This is a genomic window from Pseudomonas sp. Root71 (assembly GCF_001429045.1).
Classification (GTDB): Bacteria; Pseudomonadota; Gammaproteobacteria; order Pseudomonadales; family Pseudomonadaceae; genus Aquipseudomonas; species Aquipseudomonas monachiensis.
Genome location: NZ_LMHY01000030.1, coordinates 111,796 through 135,343 on the forward strand (window position 1 = coordinate 111,796; position 23,548 = coordinate 135,343).

A 23,548-nucleotide genomic window follows, 5' to 3' on the forward strand; every position below is an offset into this window, starting at 1 on the left:
ATTCAAATCTCCTTGGTCAGGCTTTGGCCGGCATCGGCGTGATCGTCGTCGGCGGCCGACAGCGGACGGGCCGGTGTGCGTTTCTGGCCGGGGCCACCGTCGTTGGTTTCCTTGCCTTCGTCGATCTTCGGCCCCTTGCGCACCAGGCGCATCATGTAGCCAAGACCGGCGCCAAACAGCGCGAAATAAACCACGACGAACAGGATCAGGGTGATGCTCATCTGCATGAAGCTATGGTTGGACGACGCATCCGCCGTACGCATCAGGCCATAGACCACCCATGGTTGACGGCCGATTTCCGTGGTGAACCAGCCGGCGAGGATCGCGATCAGGCCGGACGGCCCCATCCACAATGCCAGGTACAGGAACGGCCGCGAGGTATAGAGGGTGTCGCGCTTGCGCAGCCACAGGCTCCACAAACCGGTGAAGATCATCAGCATGCCCAGGCCTACCATGACCCGGAACGACCAGAACACGATGGTCGAATTCGGCCGGTCTTCAGGCGGGAACTCCTTGAGCGCCGGCACCTGTTTGTCCAGGGAGTGCGTGAGGATCAGGCTGCCCAGGTACGGGATCTCGACGGCGAATCTGGTTTTTTCCTCCTTCATGTCCGGCCAGCCGAACAGGATCAGCGGCGTCGCCTCGTTGCCCTTGTTTTCCCAATGCCCCTCGATCGCGGCGATTTTCGCCGGCTGATGCTTGAGCGTATTGAGACCGTGGAAATCACCGATGACCGCCTGGATCGGCGCGACGATCAATGCCATCCACATGGCCATCGAGAGCATTTTGCGGATCGCCGGGTTGTCCTTGCCGCGCAGCAAATGCCAGGCCGCGGAAGAACCGACGAAGAACGCCGTGGCGACGAAGGCTGCCGTGGCCATGTGCATCAGGCGATACGGGAACGAAGGGTTGAAGATAATCGCCAGCCAGTCGGTGGGGATGACCTGACCGTTGACGATCTCGAAACCCTGCGGGGTCTGCATCCAGCTGTTGGACGCGAGAATCCAGAACGTGGAGATCAACGTACCGATGGCCACCATCACGGTGGCGAAAAAGTGCAGGCCACGCCCGACCTTGTTCCAGCCAAACAGCATGACGCCCAGGAACCCGGCCTCGAGGAAGAATGCCGTGAGTACTTCATAGGTCAGCAACGGCCCGGTCACGGAACCGGCGAAATCCGAGAAGCGGCTCCAGTTGGTGCCGAACTGATAGGCCATTACCAGGCCGGAAACCACTCCCATGCCGAAGTTGACGGCAAAGATCTTCGACCAGAAATGGTAGAGGTCACGGTAGGTGTCGTTATGGGTTTTCAGCCACAGGCCTTCGAGTACCGCCAGGTAACTCGCCAGGCCGATGGTGATGGCCGGAAACAGGATGTGGAACGAGATGGTGAACGCGAACTGAATTCGGGCGAGATCAAGTGCCTCTAAACCGAACATAAGTCTTCCTCTGTCAGGTAGTACGGCTGCTGGCTGGAAGCCTGCACCCACGGCCCCCACGGATATGGAGTGTGGCGAATCTCTGTTTGTTCTTCTTTTTGCACGCATCACAACGCAGGGAGTCTGGCCTTGCGGCCGCCGGATCAATTCCTTTTGTGGGTCTTGACCTGGATCAATCAACGTTGAAAGAGTAGTCCCAATTTCGGGGATGAACCGCGTGGTCTTTTGCCGCGTGACAAGTTGCCTCACGGCTTTTGTCATCGCCAGCAACACATTCCCTGTGGGAACCTGGAGAAAATCGATGTCTGGCTAACTAATTTTTTGTCACGGCAATTTTTTGTTACAGGTTGGTGATAATCTCGCCGTTCCCCTCTCCCCAGACTTCCCCGCAGATGCCCAGCCAAGAGCCCTTGCTGTTACGTCACCATCGCCCTTTTCTCGCGTTCTGGCTGGCACGGGTATTTACCGCCAGCGGCTTCCAGATGCTCACCGTGGCCATCGGCTGGAACCTGTACCAATTGACCGGCAACGTGCTCGACCTGGGTCTGGTCGGCCTGGTCGAGTTCGCCCCGCGCGTACTGTTCATGCTGCACACCGGGCACGTCGCCGACCGCTATGACAGGCGCAAGGTCGCGGCGATCTGCCAGTCCTTGCAGGCATTGATCGCCCTGTCGCTGGCCATCGGCAGCGCCACCGACCATGTCACCCGGGAAATGATCTTTATCCTGGCCTTCCTGCTCGGTGCGGCTCGCTCCTTTGAAATGCCCACCACCCAGGCCCTGCTGCCCAGTATCGTGCCCAGCGCGCTGTTTCCCCGCGCGGTCGCCGCCGCGCAATCGGCTCAGCAATCGGCCACCATCGTCGCCCCGGCCCTCGGCGGTTTGCTCTACGCCTTCGGCAGCGTCTGGGTGTATGGCCCGACGGTGCTTTTGTATGTCATCGCCTGTTCGCTGATGCTCAACCTGCCGGCCCGGCAAACCCCGCTGAACAAGGGCAAGGCCACTCTGGACTCACTGCTGGCGGGTATTCGCTTTATCCGCAGTCGTCCGGACATTCTCGGGGCGATCTCCCTCGATCTGTTCGCGGTGCTATTGGGTGGTGCGACGGCGCTGCTGCCGGTGTTCGCCAAGGACATTCTGCTGACCGGCCCGTGGGGGCTGGGCCTGCTGCGCTCGGCACCGGCGGTGGGCGCGCTACTGATGTCGCTGTTCCTGGCGCGGTTTGCCGTGGAGCGCAACGTCGGGCGGGTGATGTTCACCGCCGTGGGCATCTTCGGCGTGGCAACCATCGCCTTCGGCCTGTCGACCTCGTTCTGGTTTTCCCTGGCGGTGTTGGTGGTGTTGGGCGCGGCAGACATGATCAGCATGGTGATCCGCGCCTCGTTCGTTCAACTGGAAACCCCGGACGAAATGCGTGGCCGGGTCAGCGCTGTCAATGGTCTGTTCATCGGTGCCTCGAACCAGTTGGGCGAATTCGAATCGGGCCTGACCGCCCACTGGTTCGGCACTGTGCCAGCGGTGGTCATGGGCGGGATCGGTACGCTGGTGGTGACCGGGGTGTGGGTCAAACTGTTCCCGACTCTGGCGAGCCGCGATCGCATGCACGTGGCTAAAGATGAAGAGAAGGAAGAGGCGAAAGTCTGACGCTCTCTAAACGAGCAACTCCCCCTCCACCGCCGTACGTATGGCTTTACCGCAGAGTTGCTCTACCAGCGCCAGGGCAAATGCCAATGCGGCAGCCGAGCCCTGGGCCGTGATGCAATTGCCGTCGACCACCACCGGTTGATCGACAAAGGTACAACCGGACAGTTGATGGCTGGCTGTGGGCAGGCAGGTCATGCGCCGTTGACGCAATACGCCAAAGGCCTGCAGTGCCACGGCGGGCGCTTCGGCGATGCCGGCGAACAGGCGACCGGCCGCCGCCTGATCCTTGATCAATTGCTGCAGGGGCTGGTGTGCTGCCAGGTGCTGCGAACCCACCGCACCACCGGGTAAGGCAATCAGGTCGAAGGGTTGTGCCAGCAAATCCACCAGCATCGCATCGGACGTCAGGCGAGTGCCCCGGGCGCAGGTGAGCATGCGCCGACCTTCGATACTGGCCACCACCACTTCTATCTTGGCACGGCGCAGTACGTCGATCAGGGTCACGGTTTGCAGGTCGTCGGTGCCCTCGGCGAGGGCAATCAAGGCTCTAAAGGTCATCAGGTGCTGTCCACGGAATGATCATTTAAGCGTAGTCAGCTTTCCCGCCCCGTGTTCGAGACCTGTGGTTACTTGATGTAAAGCTGCGTCGACATCGTGTTTCCGGGCGCGTTGATCGAGGTATCGCTGAAGGTCAGCGTGCCTTCCTGCTTGCCCGCCAGATCGAGGGCATACAAATAGCCGACGGTTTTTTCCCCGGCGGTGCAACTGGTCAGGTTGCCGTTCTTGAACGCGCAAACCGCTGTCCGTGTGCCGTTCACGTCGAAACCGTCGAGGGCGACATGGGCCTCACGCCCGTAACCCACTTCCAGCACGTACACCATGATGTTCGGGCCATTGTGATCGCAGCGCGTCCGGGTTTGCCCTTCGTCGATGTTCTCGACACCACAGGACGGCGACGCGACCTTGAGCACTTTCAATTGCGTCAGCGGTGGCGCCGAGGCCGCCACGGCCATTTGGACCCCAAGAATCAATGCCATCCATGCACCGGAGGCGGCAACCAGACACTTTTTCATGCAGGACCCATCCCCCCAAAAAAACCAGCGCGCAGTATGGCGCACTTGGCCTTGTCGCAAAACATCGACGACGATCACCGCCAAAGCAGCCATATTCCCAAGCTACTGGTATGATGCGCGGCTTTTTCCGGCCCACAGTAATTTCCAGGCGCGTTCTGCTGCCTGTGCTTTGCTGTTGAGGTCGATACATTCACGGCGCCCGGCGCGCCACGGGGAGCAGACATGCTGGAAAGGCTGTTTCAACTCAAGGCACACAACACCAACGTGCGGACCGAGATTCTGGCGGGCGTCACGACCTTTTTGGCCATGGCCTACATCCTGTTCGTCAACCCGAGCATCCTCGGCGAGACCGGCATGGACAAGGGCGCGGTGTTCGTCGCCACCTGCCTGGCCGCCGCCATCGGCTCGACAACCATGGGCCTGATCGCCAACTACCCGATCGCCCTCGCACCGGGCATGGGCCTTAACGCCTTCTTCACCTACACCGTGGTCCTGCACATGGGTCACACCTGGCAAGTGGCGCTGGGTGCGGTGTTCATCTCGGCGGTGTGCTTCTTCCTGCTGTCGATCTTCCGCATCCGTGAATGGATCATCAACAGCATCCCGCTGCCGCTGCGCTCGGCGATTGCCGCCGGTATCGGTCTGTTCCTGGCGTTGATCGCCCTGCACAACGCCGGCATCGTGGTCAGCAACCCGGCGACCATGGTCGGCCTCGGTGACCTGAAACAACCGGCTCCGATCCTCGCTACCCTCGGTTTTGCCCTGATCGTCGCCCTCGAAGCCCTTGCCGTGCGCGGCGCGGTGCTGATCGGCATTCTGGTGGTGACCATCATTTCCATCGTGATGGGCTTCACCCCGTTCGGCGGCGTGATGTCGATGCCACCGTCCCTGGCCCCGACCTTCCTGCAACTGGACATCAAGGGTGCGCTGGACATAGGTCTGGTCAGCGTGATCTTCGCCTTCCTGTTCGTCGATCTGTTCGACAACTCCGGCACCCTGATCGGTGTAGCCAAGCGCGCCGGCCTGATGGGCAAGGACGGCCATATGCCGAAAATGGGCCGCGCGCTGATCGCTGACAGCACCGCGGCCATGGCCGGTTCCCTGCTGGGCACCTCGACCACCACCAGCTACATCGAATCCGCCGCGGGCGTGAGTGCCGGCGGCCGCACCGGCCTGACCGCCGTCGTGGTGGCGATCCTGTTCCTGCTGGCACTGTTCTTCTCGCCACTGGCCGCCAGCGTTCCGGCCTTCGCCACCGCACCGGCACTGCTGTTCGTCGCCGTGCTGATGACATCCGGCCTGGCCGAAATAGACTGGGACGACATTACCGTCGCCGCGCCGGTGGTGATCACCGCGCTGGCAATGCCGTTCACTTACTCCATCGCCAATGGCATCGCCTTCGGTTTCATTTCCTGGACCGCCATCAAGCTGATGTCCGGTCGCGGCCGTGAGCTGAACCCGGCGCTGGTGATCCTGTCGATTCTGTTCGTGATCAAGCTGGGTTGGTTCAACGCATGACTTTTGATTCCCAGGCCTACGCCGTTCAGCTCGAAGAAAAGGTCACGCGCTTGCGTGACCTGCTGGCCCCGTTCGATGCACCGGAGCCAGCCGTATTCGATTCGCCGCTGAAAAACTTTCGCCTGCGCGCCGAGTTCCGCCTGTGGCGTGAAGCCGGCGAGCGTCACTACGCGATGTTTTCCCAGGAAGACAAACGCACGCCGATCCTGATCGAAGAGTTCCCGATTGCCAGCCTGCGCATCAATGAATTGATGCCCAAGCTCAAGGCAGCGTGGCAAGCCAGTGCGCCCCTGAGCCACAAACTGTTCCAGGTGGAGTTCCTGACCACTCTGGCCGGCGATGCGATGATCACCCTGTGCTATCACCGCCCGCTGGACGAGCACTGGCATGCGGCGGCGTCGAAACTCGCGGCCGACTTGAACGTCAGCATCATCGGCCGCTCCAAGGGCAAACGCGAAGTCATCGGTCACGATTACGTGGTCGAGAAGCTGGAAGTCGGCGGCCGCACCTTCAGCTATCGCCAGCCCGAAGGCGCGTTCACCCAGCCCAACGGCACGGTGAACCAGAAGATGCTCAACTGGGCATACGATGCGCTTGGCGATCGCTCCGATGATTTGCTGGAGCTGTATTGCGGCAACGGCAACTTCACCCTGCCGCTCGCCACCCGCGTGCGCAAGGTGCTGGCCACCGAAATCAGCAAGACTTCGGTCAACGCGGCCTTGAGCAACCTCAGCGAAAACGCTGTGGATAACGTCACCCTGGTGCGTTTGTCCGCTGAAGAGCTGACCGAAGCCCTGAATGAAGTGCGCCCGTTCCGGCGCCTGCATGGCATCGACCTCAAAAGCTACGAGTTCGGTAGCGTGTTCGTTGACCCGCCCCGTGCCGGCATGGACCCGGACACCTGCGAGCTGACCCGGCGCTTCGACAACATCCTGTACATCTCCTGCAACCCGGAGACCCTGGCGGCCAACATCGCCCAACTGCACGACACCCACCGCATCTCCCGATGCGCAATGTTCGACCAGTTCCCGTGGACCCATCACATGGAATCCGGGGTGATGCTGACCCGGCGTTGATGGCGCCTGCCAGGCACAAAAAAGCCGTCTTCACGACGGCTTTTTTGTGGGCGTTTACAAGACAACATCGACCTTGCGCGGGCGCCCGCCTTTCCTGCCGTTGGCCCGCGCGGCTTCAGACTTTGCTGCGCTGCTCTGACGACCATTGCGCGAAGCGACGACCGAGGCCGCCATGGCCATCAGCGACTTGCTCGCAGAAATCATCCCGGCGATCGATACATGCAGGTCCTTGCCTTCATGGCATAGGGCAGTACCCGCATAGCCGACAGTCAGACTGGCGAAGTCCCCGCCCTCAAAATCATCGAACTCCGGATAGTTGGCCACGGGCAACAATACGCCGCTGCCGTCTTCGAAGCTGACAGCCAGGCAGGGGGGCTGGTAGGTAACCGCTGTCGCCTGCAGGCTATTTTTTCTACGTAATTCGCCACGTTCAATGGCTTTGTCCAGGCTACTTTCCGTTACGGGATTATCGGCCTGAACCTTGGCTTTTATCGTTTTCATAACTCGATCTCCACACCTTCCTGTGTGCCTATCAGGGACAGCAACGTCTTGTTCGATTCGGGTTCGTAGCAAGCCGATCCAATCATGTTGGTGGTACTGACAACCCTTTTCACCACAACGACTTCGTTGCTTTGCCAGTCCCACAATTGATTATCAAGACAGGCCGTTTGTAACTTTCGCCACCAGATGCCCCGGGCGCGCCGCAAATGGGCAGGTTGCTGGAGCGATTGGCGCAATCCCTCAAGCACCGCCAACGGTGGCCGACGCGAAAGCGGAACTACATCCCAGAGCTCGACACCGTTGTGCCAAAAGCAGAACCTGAATCTCGCACTCCACGTACCGGCCTCCACATGCGCATGAGGCGGACAATGCTCGTCTCGCAACATGATCACTACCGACAGTCCTTTGTAATTGCATACCTTCATGCTAACCCATCCGTTAGGTTAATGAATCCGAGGATTCGACATTCTCTGGAAAATCCGACCGTTGGCAATGGCCGTCGAATCACTTCTTCCGTCCTCAGACTAGTGTCCTGCCGTTACCCAGCCCTGCGGAACACCGCGCGTAATGGTAAGAAACCCTTTCATTACGGCGCTGGCACCTGATAAATACTGATCAAGCCCCTTCATCTGATCCCCGGTGTAATCAATCATGCAACGACAATTCGACGATCTTCAGTTGGGCAGCATTGAGCTGTTTTGCCTGGCCGCCGAGGCCGGCAGTTTTACTGCCGCGGCGCTGGTGGCGGGTGTCACCCCAGCGGCCGTGAGCCGTTCGGTGTCGCGCATGGAGGAACGCCTGGGCGTGCGCCTGTTCGCGCGCACCACCCGCAGCGTGAAGCTGACCGACAGTGGCCGCCGCTATTACGAGGAGTGCCGCCTGGCCCTGGCGCAACTGATCGAGGCCCAGCGCGAGGTGATGGGCCAGCAACAAGTGCCGTCCGGTACCTTGCGCATCAGTATTCCGACCACCTACGCGCATCATCGAATCCTGCCTTTGCTGCCCGAATTTCGGGCGCGTTATCCGGCGGTGAAGGTCGAATCGCACATCAGCAATCGCAACATCGATTTCGTCGGCGAAGGCTACGACATGGCGATTCGCGTGCGAGCCATCCCGGACTCCGGCCTGATCGCCCGACCGTTGGAAGATGCCGCCCTGGTGATGATCGCCAGTCCTGATTACCTGAAACGGGCCGGCACTCCGCAAACCCTCGACGACCTCGAAAACCACGAATGCATCCAGTACGAATTGCCCAGCAGCGGTCGGCGCATTGCCTGGTTGTTCAACGATGAGGGCGTGCCCCGGGAGATTCTGGCCGAGGGCAGCCTCAGTTGCTCTGACGATGTATTGGGTGGCGTCACCTTGGCCAAACACGGGGCGGGGTTGTTTCAGACCTATCGTTTTATCGTGGAAAGGGAACTGGCCGACGGCTCGCTGGTGGAGGTACTCAAGCCCTATGGCGGGCGTTCGCGGCCGTTTACCTTGCTGTACCCGCAAAGTCGCCATGTACCGCTGCGCTTGAGGGCGTTCATTGATTTTCTGGTGGAGCATTTGCCGCGCTGAACAGCGAAAGTGTCCGATCACCGCCCACAACCCGCCCGCGTGCCCTCACTCCAATTGACCAAATTAACTAGTTAGTACAATTTATCTCCACAGGCCGAAATTCTCGGCCGATTCCAAAAATAATAAGTGGAGAGATTGCGATGTCCCCTATCGTTCTGGTGCTCAACGGCCCGAACCTGAACCTGCTCGGCACCCGTGAACCGGCGACTTACGGCCACGAAACCCTGGCAGACGTTTCGGCCCTGTGCGCACGTAGCGCCGAAGAGTTCGGCCTGGCAGTGGAGTTTCGCCAGACCAACCATGAAGGCGAATTGCTCGACTGGATTCACGCCGCCCGCGGTCGCTGTGCCGGCATCATCATCAATCCTGCCGCGTGGACCCACACCTCGGTCGCCATCCGCGACGCCCTGGTCGCCAGCGAACTGCCGGTGATCGAAGTCCACCTGTCCAACGTGCACGCCCGCGAGCCCTTCCGCCACCACTCGTTCGTATCCGCCATTGCAACGGCGGTGATGGCCGGTTTTGGCAGTCATGGCTATCGCCTGGCGCTGGAACACTTCAGTCATCGTTTGAAGGGGTGATCGCCGTGACTCAGAACCACGTGATACTCGCCGGGCTGATTGGCGCCGGCATCCAGGCTTCCCGCACACCAGCCATGCACGAGCATGAAGGCGATGCCCAAGGGCTGCGCTACCTCTATCGCCTGATTGATCTTGATCAGTTGAAGCTCGACAGCAACGCCCTGCCCGACCTGTTGATGGCTGCCGAGCGCATGAACTACACCGGGCTGAACATAACCTTTCCCTGCAAGCAGGCGATCATCCCGCTGCTCGACGAACTCTCGCCGGAGGCCCGCGGTATCGGTGCGGTCAACACGGTGGTGCTCAAGGATGGCAAACGCATCGGCCACAACACCGATTGCCTGGGCTTTGCCGAGGGGTTTCGCCGGGGTTTGAAAGGCGTTGCCGTTGAGCGTGTCGTACAAATGGGCGCCGGCGGCGCAGGTGCGGCGGTGGCCCACGCGTTGTTGAGCGAAGGCGTACAACAGCTGAGCATTTTTGACGTGGACATCCGCCGCGCCCAGGATCTGGCTGACAATCTCAATCAGCATTTCGGCGTCGCTCGAGCGGTGGCCGGGCATGACCTGGCCAAGGCCATGGCCCAGGCTGATGGCCTGGTGAACACCACGCCGATGGGCATGAAAAAGCTGCCGGGCATGCCAGTGCCGGTAGAGTTGCTGCGAGCCGAACTGTGGGTAGCGGAGATCGTCTACTTCCCGCTGGAAACCGAACTGCTGCGCAACGCCCGCGCCCTTGGTTGCCGGACGCTGGACGGCGGCAACATGGCGGTGTTTCAGGCAGTGAAGGCGTTCGAGTTGTTCAGCGGCGTGGTGCCGGATGCCCAGCGGATGCTTGAGCATTTCCAGAGCATGAATGACTGAAAATCAAAAGATCGCAGCCTTCGGCAGCTCCTACAGATCAATGCGATTGACGTAGGAGCTGCCGAAGGCTGCGATCTTTTCAAGCCTGCAAATAACGCAACACCGACTCGCAAATCATCTCCCGATGACGCTGCTTGATGTGTTCGTCCGGCAGGTCGATCTGAAAAATCTCACCAAAGGTGTGGCGGTTCGAGACGCGATAGAAGCAGAACGAACTGATCAACAGATGCACATCCAGCGGATCAAGACCGGTACGGAACACCCCCTGCTCGGCACCGCGACGCAGAATCTCGCCCAGTGAGTCGAGGATGGTGTTGTTCATCGCCTTGATCGCATCGGAGCGCTTCACATACTCGGCGTTGTGAATGTTCTCGATGCTGACGATGCGCACGAAATCGACGTTGCGATCATGGTGATCGAAGGTGAACTCCACCAGCCGCCGAATGGCTTCGACCGGCGCCAGTTCCGCCAGGTGCAGGCGATTTTCAGTGTTGCGGATATCGCCGTAGAGTTTCTCCAGCACCTCGACGTAGAGCTGCTCCTTACTGCCGAAGTAGTAATAGATCATGCGCTTGGAGGTGTGGATGCGCTCGGCGATGGCATCGACACGAGCCCCGGAAAGCCCCTGCTGGACGAATTCGACAATCGCCTCCTGCAGGATGTTTTCGCGGGTCTTTTCCGGGTTGTTCTTGCGACTCTTGCGCGGCTCGGCACCAGGTTCTACGGAGGCTGCGGGGAGTTCTGAAGTCATTGTCATTGCGGGCTCACGGCCATCACTGCACAGGCTGGCGATTATGGGCCGCGCGGCACGGTGAAGGAAGCCGCGCGGCCCACGTTTAATCCCGCGTTTACGAATTACCTACAACTTCGCCTGGCGCAATGCGCCGCTACGGGATTTGGCCATGGCCGCCAGGCGCACCGCGACGTTGGCCGCGCCGTAGCCGGCATAACCGTTTTTACGCTGGATGATCTCGAAGAAGAATCGACCCTCGAACGGCTCGGTGTACACATGAAACAGCTCACCGCCCTGGGCGTCGCGGTCGTACAACACATTGTAGTAGGCCAGTTCGCTGAGGAACTCGTCGTCGAAATCGAACCGCGCCGCCAGGTCATCGTAGTAGTTGAGCGGGATATCCAACAGCGGCACGCCCGCCTCTTTTGCACGGCTGACCTGGGCAAAGATGTCATCACAATCAAACGCGATGTGATGCACGCCGGAGCCGCGATAACTCGACAGCGCGTGCGAGATCGCGGTGTTGCGGTTCTCGGAAATGTTCAGCGGCAGACGGATCGAACTGTCCCGGCTGCGCAAGGCACGGCTCTTCACTAGACCATAAGGATCCGGCAGCACGACTTCATCGTCCGCCTCGAAATCCAGCAGGCTCTTATAGAACAGCACCCAGCTGTCGAGGCTGTCGGCCGGCAGCGCCATGGCCATGTGGTCGATGCGCTTGAGGCCACCACTGACCGGCGCATCCGCCAGCAGATTGAAGTCTGTGCCGTAGACGTCGGCATCCTGGTCCACCAGATAGATCAGGCTGCCATCCGGCGCACGCACCGCCGCCAGTTCCAGTTCATTGGGGCCGACCAGCCCGCGATAGGGCTGGCCCTTGTAGGCCACGGCACGGGCCAGCGCGCTGGCACTGTCCTTGACCCGCACGGCGGTGGCGCACAACGAAGGGCCGTGGGCCTCGAAGAAACTGTGACCGAACGAGTAAGGCTCGGAGTTGAGGATCAGGTTGATATCGCCCTGACGCATCAAGCTAACGCTCTTGGAACGATGCTGCCCGGCCTTGACGAAACCCAGTCGCTCCAGCCAATGGGCGAGCTTGGCGCCGAGGCTTTCGTCCACGGCAAACTCCAGGAACTCAATGCCGTTGTACTCGCTGGCCTTGGGTGTTTCGAACAAAATCCCGGCGTTGGCCGCGGGCTTGGCTTCCTGGGCCAGGCGCTCGCGGGTTTTCTCTTCCAGGTACAGCAACGAACGCAAGCCGTCGGCGGCGTTGGCCCGTGGTGGTGCGGCGCGGAAACCGTCGTTGAAGATTTCCAGCGACAGCGGTCCGGTGTAGCCGCTCTTGATGATCGGCGCGAGGAACCCCGGCAAATCGAATTCACCCTGGCCCGGGAAGCAGCGAAAATGCCGGCTCCACTCCAGCACGTCCATGGCCAGGATCGGCGCGTCAGCCATTTGCACGAAGAAAATCTTGTCGCCGGGAATCTCGGCGATAGCACTTGGATCGCCCTTGAGCGACAGGGTGTGAAAGCTGTCCAGCAACACGCCGAGGCTTGGGTGATCAGCCTGACGCACGATGCTCCACACCTGTTGCCAGGTGTTCACATGCCGGCCCCAGGCCAGCGCTTCGTAACCGATGCGCAGGCCACGTGCCCCGGCGTGCTCAGCCAGCAGTCGCAAGTCATCGACCAGAATCTGCTCATCACCGATGGACTCGGCCGAGGCGTTGCTGCACACCAGCACCAGGTCAGTGCCCAGCTCCTGCATCAGGTCGAACTTGCGCTCGGCGCGTTCCAGGTTGCGCGACAGGCGATCGCGGCGGCAACCTTCGAAATCGCGGAACGGTTGAAACAGGGTGATGGCGATCCCGAGATCGGCGCACATCTGTTTAATTTCCCGCGGACTACCGTCGTAGTAGAGAAGGTCGTTCTCGAAAATCTCGACGCCGTCGAAACCGGCGGCGGCAATGGCTTCGAGTTTTTCCGGCAGGGTACCGCTCAAGGATACGGTGGCAATGGAACGCTGCATGTTTTCGGCTCCCGGTGGAGGCAATCTTGTTAGGGGCGTTGCACGCTTGTGTAGGAGCTGCCGAAGGCTGCGATCTTTTGATGTTGATCGAGGAAAAGATCGCAGCCTTCGGCAGCTCCTACGTGGGTAGCGTTTGTCTTGCGAGAATTATTGGGCCGACAGACTTACACAGCAATTTAAAGTGTACTACCCAGTTAGTTTTGTGTTCGATTATCGAACAAAATGGTGATTGGCGAATTGACGATTTTTTGTCCACTGCCCAACATCGTCCTCACATTAAGTCCGGACACGCAGCACCGGCCGCGATGTCCAAAACACCAAATAACAAATTCAAAAAACGGGTGGTACACATGATTCCTTCCCAAAGCTCACGCATGGCTCCGGCCATGAACACCACTGCCGGTGGCATCGGCGACAAAATCCGCGGCGCCATGGCGGTCGGCAAAACCCGTTGGGGCATGCTGGCATTGGTGTTTTTCGCCACCACCCTGAACTACATCGACCGCGCCGCCCTGGGCGTGATGCAGCCTATCCTGGCCAAGGAAATGAGCTGGACGGCGATGGACTACGCCAACATCAACTTCTGGTTCCAGGTCGGTTACGCCATCGGCTTCGTGCTGCAAGGCCGCCTGATCGACCGGGTTGGCGTCAAGCGTGTGTTCTTCTGCGCGGTACTGCTCTGGAGCCTGGCAACCGGCGCCCACGGCCTGGCCACTTCGGCGGTCGGCTTCATGGTTTGCCGATTCATCCTCGGCCTGACCGAAGCGGCCAACTACCCGGCCTGCGTGAAAACCACGCGCCTGTGGTTCCCGGCCGGCGAGCGCGCCGTGGCCACCGGCATTTTCAACGCCGGCACCAACGTCGGTGCGATGTTCACCCCGATGCTGCTGCCGCTGATCCTGCACGTCTGGGGCTGGCAGGCCGCGTTCCTGTGCATGTCGGCACTGGGCGGGATCTGGTTGCTGTTCTGGGGCCTGAAGTACTTCAACCCGGAAGATCACCCAAGCGTCAAACAGTCGGAGTTGGACTACATCCAGAACGAAGTCGAACCGGAACAAACCCGCGTACCGTTCTCGAAAATCCTGCGCATGCGTGGTACTTGGGCCTTCGCCCTCGCCTACTCGATCACCGCGCCGGTGTTCTGGTTCTACCTGTATTGGCTGCCGCCGTTCCTCAACCAGCAATACAACCTGGGCATCAACGTCACCCAGATGGGTATCCCGCTGATCATCATCTACCTCACTGCCGACTTCGGTAGCGTTGGCGGCGGCATTCTCTCTTCGTTCCTGATCGGTCGCGGCGTCAACCCGATCAAGGCGCGACTGATGTCCATGTTCCTGTTCGCCTGCTGCATCATCGGCGTGATCATGGCGGCCGGTTCCAGCAACCTGTGGGTCGCGGTGGCCGCCATCTCCCTGGCCATCGGCGCGCACCAGGCCTGGACCGCGAACATCTGGAGCCTGGTGATGGACTACACGCCCAAGCACATGATGAGTACGGTGTTCGGCTTCGGCGGCATGTGTGCGGCGATTGGCGGGATGTTCATGACCCAACTGGTCGGCCACATCCTGACCATCACCAACAACAACTACACCGTGCTGTTCACCATGATTCCAGCGATGTACTTCATTGCGCTGACCTGGATGTACTTCATGGCACCGCGCAAGATTCCGAAAGTAGAAGACTGATGTTCCCTCGGCGCAGGCCCGATCTCGGGTCTGCGCTTTTTTTTGCCTGCGTTTTGCCGCCGCTTAGCGGCGGCTTTGCTGCCAGGCCGCCGCCAACCCGCTGCAGCAGATCACGGCAATGCCGAGCACGGTGGTCAGTGTCGGTGTATGGGAAAACAGCAGCCAGCCCAAGAGGCCGGCGAAGATGATCTGGCAATAGCTGAACGGTGCCAGCAGTGCCGGTGCCGCGAGGCGGAAAGCCTGGGTCAGGAACAGGTGAGCCGTCATCCCGCAGGCCCCCAGCGCCAGCATCATCGCGCCATGCACCAGGTTCGGCGTCTGCCAGAAGAACGGCACCAGCGCACTCATCACCAGCGTGTTGCACAGGCCTGCGAAAAAGTTGCTGGTGGTCGGGCTGTCGATCTCGCTGAGCTTGCGCGTCAGCAGTTGATAGAAGCAAAAAAACAGCGCCGAGCAGAACGGCAGCAACACCGCCGGGGTAAACAGATCGCCCCCGGGGTGAACGATGATCAGCACCCCGCTGAAACCGAAAATCACCGCCAGCCATTGTCCCCGCGTCACCCGCTCGCCAAGCAGCGGTACCGACAGCGCGGTGACCAATACCGGAGCCAGGAAGTTGACCGACGTGGCCTCGGCCAACGGGATGTACATCAGCCCCGTGGTGAAAAACAGACTGGTGCCCAACAGGCACAGCGCCCGGATCACCTGCAGTAATGGCCGTTTGGTACGCAGCACCCGCAGCCCGGACTGCGGCAGGAAAATCCCGGCCATCAACAAGGTGTGAACCACGTAGCGCGCCCAGACCACCATGACGATGGGATAGAAACCGGAGAGGTATTTGGAAAAGGCGTCGTGGCTGGAAAACAGGAAGGTTGCGACAACGATCAGCAGGATCCCTTTGAAGGGCTGATTGACGCCGGAAAGCGGGGTGCTGACGGTCATGGGGTTTCCTTACTTGAAATCAAAAGCATCACGGGCAAACCACGCGTCCATCCAGTCAGCATAGAACCTGTGGGAGCGTGGCTTGCCCGCGATAGGTGCGCAGCACCGATTAGAGCTGCGCCAACAATTCCCGGGTTTTATCCAGCGCCATCTGCGCCCGGTCCAATCCACTCACGCCCTGCTCCAGCAACTGCACGGTGGGAATCTCCAGACTCAACGGAATGTCAGCCGGCAAGCTCCCCAACAACCCCCGCAGATCACAATCGCCATCGCCGGGAAAACGCCGTTCGTTACGCGCCTGACGCAAGATCTCCGCCATATCGGCCGGCCGTGGTCCTGCGACGTCACACAACTGTGCATACCGTAACCGTGAGGGAGCAACTTTGACCAGATCTTCCAGCCGCGATCCCGAACGATCGAAGTGGAAGGCGTCCACCAGCACGGCGCCGTTTTCACGCCCGGCGTTTTCCACGATACGCGTGGCTTGTTGAAGATTGCGCGCATCGGTCCAAGGCATGAACTCCAGGTGCGGGTGCAGTCCATAGGCTGCCGCCAGATCACAGAGCTCGGCAAAATGCTGCGTCAGCCGCTGTTCGTCAGGATCGTTTCCGGCCACCAGCAACTCACTGGCGCCGAACTCGGCGCCCACCGCGAGGATTCTTTCGAAATCGGCGACGACGGTTTCCGGCTTGAGCCGCAGGATTTCGACGTCCAGCACCCGAATACCAGTATCGCGCAGACGCGCCAGGGTCTGGCGCCGCAATTCGTGGTCGGCCACCAGGGCAAAATGGTGCTCCTCAGGGGTCGCCGGTACCAGACGCAAGCCGACATGGCTGTAACCGGCCCGCGCGGCGACCTCGACCATGTCGGGCGGTGACAACTCCAGCACGGTCAGGCTGGCCAGGGAGAAGATACGTTCGCTCATGCTCAACCCTCGATCAACGATGGCGCACAGGCACGCCCGGTTTCGGCGGCTTCGCGGATGGCTTCGATCAGCGCCAACGTACGCGCGGCATCGGCGGCACTCACCAGTGGCTCGACCTCCCGGCGCGCAACGCGCACGAAGTGCTGCAACTGCAAACGCAGGGCTTCATCGGCACTGAAGCTTTCCTGGGTTGCCAGCAACGGTTGATGCCAGCCGCCGTCGACTTCGTTGTAGTGCCAGCGTTTAAGCTGCGGAATGCTCAGCGCCCCACCCGTTCCGGCCAGCAAGTAGCACGGTTGATCAGGATGACGCGGATACACCGGGTTCTCCCCCGAATCCAGCTCCCAGCTCCAGGGCGCGGCCACCGCATCGGAGCCGGTCAGGCTGCCCAGTGCACCGCTGTCGAATTGCAGCAACACCGCCGCGCAATCCTCATTGGCAAACCCGCGAATGGCATTGCTGGTGATGGCCTGAACCTGACGCACTTCACCGCACAAATGCCGCAGCAGATCGAGGTCGTGGATCAGGTTGGTCAACAACATCCCCGCACCGGCCTCGCGGCGCCAGGGTGTTTCAAAATAGCTGTCGGGCTTGCGCAACTGCCAGAGCGCTGTGACCGTGGTCAACCGACCCAGTGCGCCGCTGTGGACAAGTTCGTGGGCGCGGACGATCAGCGGATTGTGCCGGCGGTGATGTCCGACCAGTACCGGAACACCACTGGCCTTCGAGGCAGCCACCAGTTCCCTGGCTTCATCCAGGTGCACGCCCACCGGTTTTTCCAGCAATACCGGCACGCCGGCCGCGAGGCAATCGAGGGCCGTGCTGACGTGCTGCGTGTTCGGATTGGCGACGACGGCAGCGTCTGGCTTCGCCTGCTCCAGCATCTGACGATGATCGGCGAAACAGGCTACGCCCCATTGCGCCGCAAGACTGGCCGCCTGCGGTCCGGGATCCGCCACGGCGCACAACGTCGCTTCAGTCAAGGATTGCAGATGCTGGTAGTGCTGCTGGCCCATGTTGCCAGCACCGATCAGGGCGATGCGAAGTGGCGAATTCAAGATACGGTCCTCTTGTGAGTGTTATTGGAGCGATGAATTCCAATAATTTAGAACCTGGTTCCAGATTCTTACACAGACCTGTCCTGAAAGTGTTCGAACAGCGCACAGCTTCTCAAGCTGAACACTGTTCAAAATGTGGGAGCGGGCTTGCTCGCGAATGCGGTGTGTCAGTCGCCATCCAGATCGCATGACCCACTGCATTCGCGAGCAAGCCCGCTCCCACAGTCGATTTGCGCAGGCCTTAGCTGAACAACTCCGACGCCAGACTCGCCGCCGACAACTCCTCGGTGTAAGCCAGCAACAACGGCGCCAGCTCATGCAGCCGCGCTCCCGGCATCCGCGCGCTCGGCCCGGCGATGCTGAGCACCCCGATCACCCGCCCATCGGCGGGATGGCGCACCACTGCCGCAATCGCCGAAGTGCCCACCGCCGAACTCTCCTCGACCCAGGCATAGCCCTGCTCCCGCGCCAGACGCAGGCGTTCGAGCAATTCGATGTTCGAGCGCGGCGCGTTCGGCCCCACATGTTCCGGCACCTGCGCGCCCTGCCGCTCCACCAGCGACAAGGCTTCGGCATCGCTCATGCACGCCAGCCACGCATGCCCCGAGGCGGTGTAGAACAACGGCGCGTCGCGGCCCATGTCCGGGTCGTAACGCAGACCGGAGCGCGCGCCCTGGGATTTGGCGATCCAGGTCTGACGCTCGCCGTCGATCACGCCCAGGCGCACCAGTTCGCCGGTTTCCTGCGCCAGGCGGTCAAGCACCGGCTGCACAATGTCGGCACCGCTGCTCGACAGGTAACGGAAGCCCATCGCCACCAGTTTGGTCGAAAGGTGATAACGCAAATTATCCGGATTCTGCCGCACATAACCGAGGCGGATCAGCTCGGCCAGCAGGCGATGGGTCGCGCTCTTGGGGATGTCCAGTTGCTCCGCCAGGGTCTGCATCGGCAGGCCACGGGGATCGCTGGTGAGGCTTTCGAGCACACTGAAAACACGTTCGATCTGACTGCCAGCCATGGTCGCTTCCACGCAAAATTTGCTCGATTCTAGAAGACAACCACACGAATGCGAAATCTGGAACTGAGCGTTCGATAACCGCCCGCTTTACACCCTCCAGACTTGTTCGACCTCACCCGATTCTTATATTTTCTGGAACCAGATTCCAAAACAATAAAACACCGGAGCTCAAACAATGCCTGCCGAAGCGCACTTTCTTCCCGACATCGACTGCGATGTGCTGATTGTTGGCTCCGGTGCGGCGGGACTGTCGACGGCCGTGACCGCCGCGTGGCATGGGCTGAAAGTCATAGTGGTGGAAAAAGACCCGGTGTTCGGCGGTGCCACGGCCTGGTCCGGTGGCTGGGCCTGGGTCCCTTGCAACCCGCTGGCCCGGCGCGCGGGCATTGTCGAAGACGTTGAACTGCCGCGCACTTACCTGAAACACGAACTGGGCGAGCGCTTTGATCCGGCGATGATCGACGCTTTCCTGGAAGCCGGCCCCCGGATGGTGTCGTTCTTCGAGCAGCACACCTCGCTGCAGTTCGCCGACGGCAACGCCATCGCCGACATTCATGGCGACACGCCCGGGGCCGGCACCGGAGGACGCTCGGTGATCGCCGCCCCTTACGACGCACGAAAAGTCGGCGCGCTACTCAAGCGCCTGCGCAAAACCATGCGGGAAACATCGTTCATGGGCATGCCGATCATGGCGGGGGCGGACCTCACGGCATTCCTCAACCTGACCCGTTCGCTGTCGGCGGCCTGGCACGTTACGCGGCGTTTCAGCCGGCACCTGTTCGATCTCGCCATGCATGGCCGGGCGATGCAGCTGGTCAACGGCGTGGCCTTGGTGGCACGCCTGGCGAAATCCGCCGATGACCTCGGCGTGTTGCTCTGGGAATCAGCGCCCGTGAGCCGATTGCTGCGCGAGAATGATCAGGTACGAGGTGCAGTGGTCATCACCGCCAAAGGCTCGGTGCGCATCCATGCACGCAAGGCCGTGGTGCTCGCCGCGGGTGGTTTCGCCAATGACATCCAACGCCGCAAGGCACTGTTCCCCCGCACGCCGACCGGGCATGAACATCTGGCCTTGCCGCCCCTCGGCGTTTGCGGCGATGGCCTGCGCCTGGGCGAAAGTGCCGGTGCCCGGGTCAATAGCGACATGGCGTCCGCCGTCGCCTGGGCGCCGGTTTCGCAAGTGCCGCACAGCGACGGCAGCACGGGACACTTCCCGCACATCATCGAGCGTGGCAAACCCGGCATCATCGGTGTGCTGAGCAACGGCCAGCGCTTCGTCAATGAAGCCAACGGCTACTACGACTACGTCACGGCCATGGTCGCCGCCGCCCCGCCGGGTGAAGAGGTGGCGTCGTGGCTGATCTGCACCCATGGCTTTCAGCGTCGATATGGCCTGGGCATCTCTCGGCCATTTCCGGTGCCGCTGTCATCCTTCATCCGCAGCGGCTATCTGAAAACCGGCAACACCCTTGAGGAATTGGCTGCAGCCTGCGGCATCGACCCGGTTGGCTTGCGCAGCACCGTGTCGGACTACAACCGCCACGCGCGCAACGGTGAGGACCCGCAGTTCGGTCGTGGTTCCACGCCTTACAACCGCAAGCAGGGTGACGCACTGCAACGACCCAACCCATGCGTCGCGCCGATCAAACAAGGCCCCTTCTATGCCGTGAAAGTCCAGCCGGGCTGCTTCGGCACCTTCGCCGGGCTCAAGGTCAACCAACATGCCCAGGTCCTGGATAGCGCGGCACAACCCATCGCCGGCCTGTACGCGGCGGGCGGCGACATGGCCAGCATCATGGGCGGTCACTACCCCGCTGGCGGCATCAATCTCGGCCCGGCGCTGACGTTCGGCTACATCGCCGCGCGCCACATCGCAGGCGTCACGGCTTATGAAAAGGAGATCGACCATGCAGCACATCGTTAACGCACAGGGTTTGAACATGCCGAAACTCGGCCTCGGCACCTGGCCAATGCTCGGCGAGGAATGCACCCGTGCCGTGGAGCAGGCTCTGGCTCTGGGTTACCGGCACATCGACACGGCAGCGGCCTACAACAACGAAGACGCTGTCGGTCAGGCGCTGACGAACAGTCCGACACCCCGCGAGCAGATCCACGTCACGACCAAAGTCTGGTGGGACCAACTGCAACCCGACGCCATGCGCCACTCCATGGACCGCAGCCTCAAAGCCCTGCGCAGCGAATACGTCGACCTGTTCATGCTCCATTGGCCATCCACCGATTGGGATTTGCCGCGCACCATAGAAACCCTGGTGTCGTTCAGGGAGCAAGGCCTGGCGCGCAACATTGGCGTGGCGAATTTTCCACTGCACTTGCTACGCAAAGTCGTCGAAGAACTGGGGGCTCCGCTGTCGGCGATCCAGGTCGAGTACCACGTGCTGCTCGGACAAAACGCCCTGCTCAACTACGCCCGTCAACAGGATCTTGCGCTGACAGCCTACACGCCACTGGCGCGCAACAAGGTATCCGACATTCCGGCCATCCAGCAGATCGCCGCGAAACACGGCGTACTGCCGACCCAGGTCGCGCTCAAATGGCTGCTCGATCAACCCAACGTGGCCGCGATCCCCAAGGCCAGCAGCGAGTCCAATCAATTGGCCAATCTCGCGGCGATGGATGTGCGACTGGATGATGAAGACCGTGCCTTGATCGCCAGCCTGTCCAAACGCGAGCGTCAGGTCAGCCCCGACTTTGCGCCGGTATGGGATGCGTTCGACGAATAATCCGCAAGACCGGCGATCGCCCTTACGATAAAAAACCATCGTCCTACGGAATTCGATGGGTTATCCGTGTTCAATACAAGCCTGAAACCTTCTCGGCAGCCCTTCACGGGTAGCCGGGAATTGACCTGTGCGCGGAAAAAAGACGGACGGCCGGACTGGCGCCCCTCCCACTTGGCAGCAACACTCATCGCACAGAGCTTTACCCGGAACAGAAGAGGATTCGCACATGCTATGGAAAAAAGGCCGACGCAGCGACAACGTGGTCGACGCCCGGGGCGATGATGTTGGTGGCGGTGGCGGCGGCATGCGTTTTGGCGGTGGCAAGGGCCTGAGCCTGACGGCGATCCTCTTGATTGTCGGCATCGGCTGGATCACCGGCCAGGATCCGTTGCAAATCCTCGGACAACTGACCGGGCAAATGGAGCAGCAATCGGCGCCCGCCACCAACCAGAGTCGCCAGGCACCGCCGGCCAATGATGAGAGCGCTGAGTTCGTGCGCTCGATCCTCGGCGACACCGAAGACACCTGGGGCGCGATATTCCAGCAGGCCGGCCGCCAATATAAGGACCCGACCCTGGTGTTGTTCAGCAACCGCGTGAATTCGGCCTGCGGTCTGGCCACCTCGGCGACCGGCCCCTTCTATTGCCCGGCCGACCAGAAGGTCTACCTGGACATGGCGTTCTTCCAGGAAATGTCCCAACGCTTTTCCGCTGCGGGCGACTTCGCCCAGGCCTACGTGATCGCTCACGAAGTCGGACACCACGTGCAGACCTTGCTCGGGGTGTCCGCGAAAATTCAGGCCGCACGCCAGCAAGGCCGGCAGATGGAGGGTGACGGTGGTTTGCTGGTTCGCCAGGAACTTCAGGCCGATTGCCTGGCCGGCGTCTGGGCCAACAATGCGCAGAAGCGCCTGAACTGGCTGGAACCAGGCGACATCGAAGAAGCACTGAACGCCGCGAACGCCATCGGTGACGATCGTTTGCAGCAGCAGGGTCAGGGCCGTGTAGTCCCGGACTCGTTCACCCACGGTACGTCAGCGCAACGGGTGCGCTGGTTCAAAACCGGTTTCGCCCAAGGCCAGGTTGGCCAGTGCGATACCTTTGCGGCGAAAAATCTGTAAATGAAGAAGTGGTTGTTGGTTGTTCTGTTTACTTGCGCAACGTCCCAGGCCGCCGAGCCTGGGGTCAAGGAACTCAGCTCAGGGCGCCTGCTGTTGAAGTCAGGTGAAATCGCGGTGGGCATCAGCCCCGCTCCGGCAAAAATCGAACGGGTGCTGATCATCCTCCATGGTCGCTTGCGCAACGCGCAAACCTACCTGCAGAGCGGTGAGCACGCCGCCGAACTGGCCGGGCAAAGCGCAACGACCCTGGTGATCGCCCCGCAATTCCTCAATGAAACTGACGTTGCGGTCCATCCGGTGGCCGACACCGTTTTGCGCTGGCAAGGCAATGAATGGATGGCCGGCGGCGAATCCACGGCACCGTTTCGGCTGAGCTCCTACGCGGCGCTCGACGAAATCATCGCCCGCTTGGGCGACCATCAGCAGTTTCCGGATGTGAAGCAAATCGTCATCGCCGGGCACTCCGGTGGCGCGCAGGTGGTTCAGCGCTATGCGTTGCTCGGCCACGCGCAATCCGAGCTCGATGCGGCCGGCGTGCAGGTGCGCTACGTGATCGCCAATCCGTCCTCCTACGCTTATTTCGATGAGCGTCGACCGGTAGCGTTCAGCCACGCCGGTTGCCCGAATTTCAATCGCTGGAAGTACGGGCTGGCGGATTTACCGGCCTACGCCGAAGGACAAACCGCCGCGCAGTTGCAGGAAAGTTACCTCAAGCGTGAAGTCGTTTACCTGCTGGGGCAGCAGGACATCGATCCGAACCATCCGGCGCTGGACAAGAGTTGTGAGGCCAAAGCGCAAGGGCCGTCTCGATTGGCCCGCGGGCGTTACTACTTCGATTATCTGAAGCGGTTGCAACCGCAAGGGTTGAAGCAGCAACTGATTGAAGTGCCCGGGGTCGGACATGATGGGGATGGGATGTTTACATCGCCGGAGGGGCAGAAGGCGTTGTTTGGGCAATGACTCTTGTAGTGCCTGGGCCTGTCTCTTCGCGAGCAAGCCCGCTCCCACATTGGATCTGCGTGAACACGACATCGTGAACAA

The 23,548-nt window shown here is 60.9% G+C and carries 22 protein-coding genes; 11 read left to right on the plus strand and 11 right to left on the minus strand.

The features are described from left to right. Positions 1–2 precede the first annotated feature (2 nt). The gene (locus ASD95_RS27170) at positions 3–1,439 is read right to left on the minus strand and encodes a cytochrome ubiquinol oxidase subunit I (RefSeq protein ID WP_056728752.1); all 1,437 of its coding nucleotides are present in this window, start codon (positions 1,437–1,439) and stop codon (positions 3–5) included. 392 nt (positions 1,440–1,831) lie between these two features. Here ASD95_RS27170 and ASD95_RS27175 point away from each other — a divergent pair, with 392 nt between their 5' ends. Next, positions 1,832–3,082 (plus strand): MFS transporter, encoded by a 1,251-nt coding sequence (locus ASD95_RS27175; protein ID WP_008050777.1) that lies wholly within the window; start codon positions 1,832–1,834, stop codon positions 3,080–3,082. Positions 3,083–3,088: 6 nt separating this feature from the next. Here the strand turns inward: ASD95_RS27175 and ASD95_RS27180 are convergent, their stop codons facing one another. Next, the gene (locus ASD95_RS27180) at positions 3,089–3,640 is read right to left on the minus strand and encodes a DJ-1 family glyoxalase III (RefSeq protein ID WP_056728754.1); all 552 of its coding nucleotides are present in this window, start codon (positions 3,638–3,640) and stop codon (positions 3,089–3,091) included. A gap of 68 nt (positions 3,641–3,708) precedes the next feature. Then, positions 3,709–4,155 carry a DUF4879 domain-containing protein gene (locus ASD95_RS27185; protein ID WP_056728990.1) on the minus strand — a complete coding sequence of 149 codons (447 nt, stop codon included), beginning with the start codon at positions 4,153–4,155 and terminating at the stop codon, positions 3,709–3,711. Between the two features lie 222 nt (positions 4,156–4,377). Here ASD95_RS27185 and ASD95_RS27190 point away from each other — a divergent pair, with 222 nt between their 5' ends. Next, entirely contained in the window at positions 4,378–5,673 is a 1,296-nt protein-coding gene (locus ASD95_RS27190; RefSeq protein ID WP_056728755.1) for an NCS2 family permease, read from the plus strand. Further along, a complete protein-coding gene (gene trmA, locus ASD95_RS27195; RefSeq protein WP_056728758.1) occupies positions 5,670–6,749 on the plus strand; it encodes a tRNA (uridine(54)-C5)-methyltransferase TrmA in 1,080 nt (359 codons plus the stop codon). The genes ASD95_RS27190 and trmA overlap by 4 nt, the downstream gene beginning before the upstream one ends. Before the next feature lie 54 nt (positions 6,750–6,803). Here trmA and ASD95_RS27200 read toward each other — a convergent pair whose 3' ends face one another. Then, on the minus strand, positions 6,804–7,250 hold the full coding sequence (locus ASD95_RS27200) for a DUF2442 domain-containing protein (RefSeq protein WP_046041742.1): 447 nt from the start codon (positions 7,248–7,250) through the stop codon (positions 6,804–6,806). Continuing rightward, complete coding sequence (locus ASD95_RS27205; protein WP_046041741.1) at positions 7,247–7,675, minus strand: hypothetical protein; 429 nt, start codon at positions 7,673–7,675, stop codon at positions 7,247–7,249. Before ASD95_RS27205 ends, ASD95_RS27200 begins: the two co-directional genes overlap by 4 nt. Before the next feature lie 226 nt (positions 7,676–7,901). Between ASD95_RS27205 and ASD95_RS27210 the strand changes: the two genes are divergently transcribed. The 3 genes from ASD95_RS27210 (at position 7,902) to ASD95_RS27220 (ending at position 10,254) form a co-directional block, all read left to right on the plus strand. Beyond that, positions 7,902–8,813 (plus strand): LysR family transcriptional regulator, encoded by a 912-nt coding sequence (locus tag ASD95_RS27210; RefSeq protein WP_056728760.1) that lies wholly within the window; start codon positions 7,902–7,904, stop codon positions 8,811–8,813. A 140-nt stretch (positions 8,814–8,953) separates the two neighbouring features. Beyond that, positions 8,954–9,394, plus strand: a complete 441-nt coding sequence (aroQ, locus tag ASD95_RS27215; RefSeq protein WP_056728761.1) for a type II 3-dehydroquinate dehydratase — start codon at positions 8,954–8,956, stop codon at positions 9,392–9,394. A gap of 5 nt (positions 9,395–9,399) precedes the next feature. After that, positions 9,400–10,254: a shikimate dehydrogenase gene (locus ASD95_RS27220; RefSeq protein WP_056728992.1), complete on the plus strand. Its 855-nt coding sequence runs from the start codon at positions 9,400–9,402 to the stop codon at positions 10,252–10,254. Between the two features lie 79 nt (positions 10,255–10,333). On the opposite strand, the gene ASD95_RS27225 is transcribed toward ASD95_RS27220, so the two are convergent. Beyond that, positions 10,334–11,011, minus strand: a complete 678-nt coding sequence (locus ASD95_RS27225) for a TetR family transcriptional regulator (protein WP_056728764.1) — start codon at positions 11,009–11,011, stop codon at positions 10,334–10,336. 102 nt (positions 11,012–11,113) lie between these two features. After that, entirely contained in the window at positions 11,114–13,015 is a 1,902-nt protein-coding gene (quiC, locus tag ASD95_RS27230) for a 3-dehydroshikimate dehydratase QuiC (protein WP_056728766.1), read from the minus strand. A gap of 350 nt (positions 13,016–13,365) precedes the next feature. Between quiC and ASD95_RS27235 the strand changes: the two genes are divergently transcribed. Further along, a complete protein-coding gene (locus tag ASD95_RS27235) occupies positions 13,366–14,703 on the plus strand; it encodes an MFS transporter (protein ID WP_056728768.1) in 1,338 nt (445 codons plus the stop codon). Positions 14,704–14,766: 63 nt separating this feature from the next. Here ASD95_RS27235 and ASD95_RS27240 read toward each other — a convergent pair whose 3' ends face one another. The 4 genes from ASD95_RS27240 to ASD95_RS27255 form a co-directional block, all read right to left on the minus strand. After that, positions 14,767–15,645, minus strand: coding sequence for a DMT family transporter (locus ASD95_RS27240; protein ID WP_008052441.1), 879 nt, complete (start codon positions 15,643–15,645; stop codon positions 14,767–14,769). 109 nt (positions 15,646–15,754) lie between these two features. Then, complete coding sequence (locus tag ASD95_RS27245; protein ID WP_056728770.1) at positions 15,755–16,570, minus strand: sugar phosphate isomerase/epimerase family protein; 816 nt, start codon at positions 16,568–16,570, stop codon at positions 15,755–15,757. Positions 16,571–16,572: 2 nt separating this feature from the next. Further along, positions 16,573–17,628 (minus strand): Gfo/Idh/MocA family protein, encoded by a 1,056-nt coding sequence (locus tag ASD95_RS27250; RefSeq protein ID WP_056728772.1) that lies wholly within the window; start codon positions 17,626–17,628, stop codon positions 16,573–16,575. Positions 17,629–17,869: 241 nt separating this feature from the next. After that, positions 17,870–18,646 carry an IclR family transcriptional regulator gene (locus ASD95_RS27255; RefSeq protein ID WP_056728773.1) on the minus strand — a complete coding sequence of 259 codons (777 nt, stop codon included), beginning with the start codon at positions 18,644–18,646 and terminating at the stop codon, positions 17,870–17,872. A 175-nt stretch (positions 18,647–18,821) separates the two neighbouring features. Here ASD95_RS27255 and ASD95_RS27260 point away from each other — a divergent pair, with 175 nt between their 5' ends. The 4 genes from ASD95_RS27260 (at position 18,822) to ASD95_RS27275 (ending at position 23,467) form a co-directional block, all read left to right on the plus strand. Beyond that, positions 18,822–20,570, plus strand: coding sequence for an FAD-dependent oxidoreductase (locus tag ASD95_RS27260; RefSeq protein ID WP_056728775.1), 1,749 nt, complete (start codon positions 18,822–18,824; stop codon positions 20,568–20,570). Further along, positions 20,554–21,387 carry an aldo/keto reductase gene (locus ASD95_RS27265; RefSeq protein ID WP_056728776.1) on the plus strand — a complete coding sequence of 278 codons (834 nt, stop codon included), beginning with the start codon at positions 20,554–20,556 and terminating at the stop codon, positions 21,385–21,387. The genes ASD95_RS27260 and ASD95_RS27265 overlap by 17 nt, the downstream gene beginning before the upstream one ends. Positions 21,388–21,613: 226 nt before the next feature. Then, positions 21,614–22,507, plus strand: a complete 894-nt coding sequence (gene ypfJ, locus ASD95_RS27270) for a KPN_02809 family neutral zinc metallopeptidase (protein ID WP_056728778.1) — start codon at positions 21,614–21,616, stop codon at positions 22,505–22,507. Continuing rightward, positions 22,508–23,467, plus strand: coding sequence for an alpha/beta hydrolase (locus ASD95_RS27275; RefSeq protein WP_056728780.1), 960 nt, complete (start codon positions 22,508–22,510; stop codon positions 23,465–23,467). It abuts the gene before it with no gap. Positions 23,468–23,548 lie beyond the last annotated feature (81 nt).

Excerpts from the sequence above, each read along its gene's own strand:
- ASD95_RS27240 (WP_008052441.1), bottom strand. The coding sequence starts at position 15,645 with ATGACCGTCAGCACCCCGCTTTCCGGCGTCAATCAGCCCTTCAAAGGG.
- ypfJ (WP_056728778.1), top strand. The coding sequence starts at position 21,614 with ATGCTATGGAAAAAAGGCCGACGCAGCGACAACGTGGTCGACGCCCGG.
- ASD95_RS27245 (WP_056728770.1), bottom strand. The coding sequence starts at position 16,570 with ATGAGCGAACGTATCTTCTCCCTGGCCAGCCTGACCGTGCTGGAGTTG.
- ASD95_RS27190 (WP_056728755.1), top strand. The coding sequence starts at position 4,378 with ATGCTGGAAAGGCTGTTTCAACTCAAGGCACACAACACCAACGTGCGG.
- ASD95_RS27200 (WP_046041742.1), bottom strand. The coding sequence starts at position 7,250 with ATGAAAACGATAAAAGCCAAGGTTCAGGCCGATAATCCCGTAACGGAA.
- ASD95_RS27180 (WP_056728754.1), bottom strand. The coding sequence starts at position 3,640 with ATGACCTTTAGAGCCTTGATTGCCCTCGCCGAGGGCACCGACGACCTG.
- ASD95_RS27205 (WP_046041741.1), bottom strand. The coding sequence starts at position 7,675 with ATGAAGGTATGCAATTACAAAGGACTGTCGGTAGTGATCATGTTGCGA.
- trmA (WP_056728758.1), top strand. The coding sequence starts at position 5,670 with ATGACTTTTGATTCCCAGGCCTACGCCGTTCAGCTCGAAGAAAAGGTC.
- ASD95_RS27260 (WP_056728775.1), top strand. The coding sequence starts at position 18,822 with ATGCCTGCCGAAGCGCACTTTCTTCCCGACATCGACTGCGATGTGCTG.
- quiC (WP_056728766.1), bottom strand. The coding sequence starts at position 13,015 with ATGCAGCGTTCCATTGCCACCGTATCCTTGAGCGGTACCCTGCCGGAA.
- ASD95_RS27225 (WP_056728764.1), bottom strand. The coding sequence starts at position 11,011 with ATGACAATGACTTCAGAACTCCCCGCAGCCTCCGTAGAACCTGGTGCC.
- ASD95_RS27185 (WP_056728990.1), bottom strand. The coding sequence starts at position 4,155 with ATGAAAAAGTGTCTGGTTGCCGCCTCCGGTGCATGGATGGCATTGATT.
- ASD95_RS27255 (WP_056728773.1), bottom strand. The coding sequence starts at position 18,646 with ATGGCTGGCAGTCAGATCGAACGTGTTTTCAGTGTGCTCGAAAGCCTC.
- ASD95_RS27210 (WP_056728760.1), top strand. The coding sequence starts at position 7,902 with ATGCAACGACAATTCGACGATCTTCAGTTGGGCAGCATTGAGCTGTTT.
- ASD95_RS27275 (WP_056728780.1), top strand. The coding sequence starts at position 22,508 with ATGAAGAAGTGGTTGTTGGTTGTTCTGTTTACTTGCGCAACGTCCCAG.
- ASD95_RS27170 (WP_056728752.1), bottom strand. The coding sequence starts at position 1,439 with ATGTTCGGTTTAGAGGCACTTGATCTCGCCCGAATTCAGTTCGCGTTC.
- aroQ (WP_056728761.1), top strand. The coding sequence starts at position 8,954 with ATGTCCCCTATCGTTCTGGTGCTCAACGGCCCGAACCTGAACCTGCTC.
- ASD95_RS27175 (WP_008050777.1), top strand. The coding sequence starts at position 1,832 with ATGCCCAGCCAAGAGCCCTTGCTGTTACGTCACCATCGCCCTTTTCTC.
- ASD95_RS27235 (WP_056728768.1), top strand. The coding sequence starts at position 13,366 with ATGATTCCTTCCCAAAGCTCACGCATGGCTCCGGCCATGAACACCACT.
- ASD95_RS27265 (WP_056728776.1), top strand. The coding sequence starts at position 20,554 with ATGCAGCACATCGTTAACGCACAGGGTTTGAACATGCCGAAACTCGGC.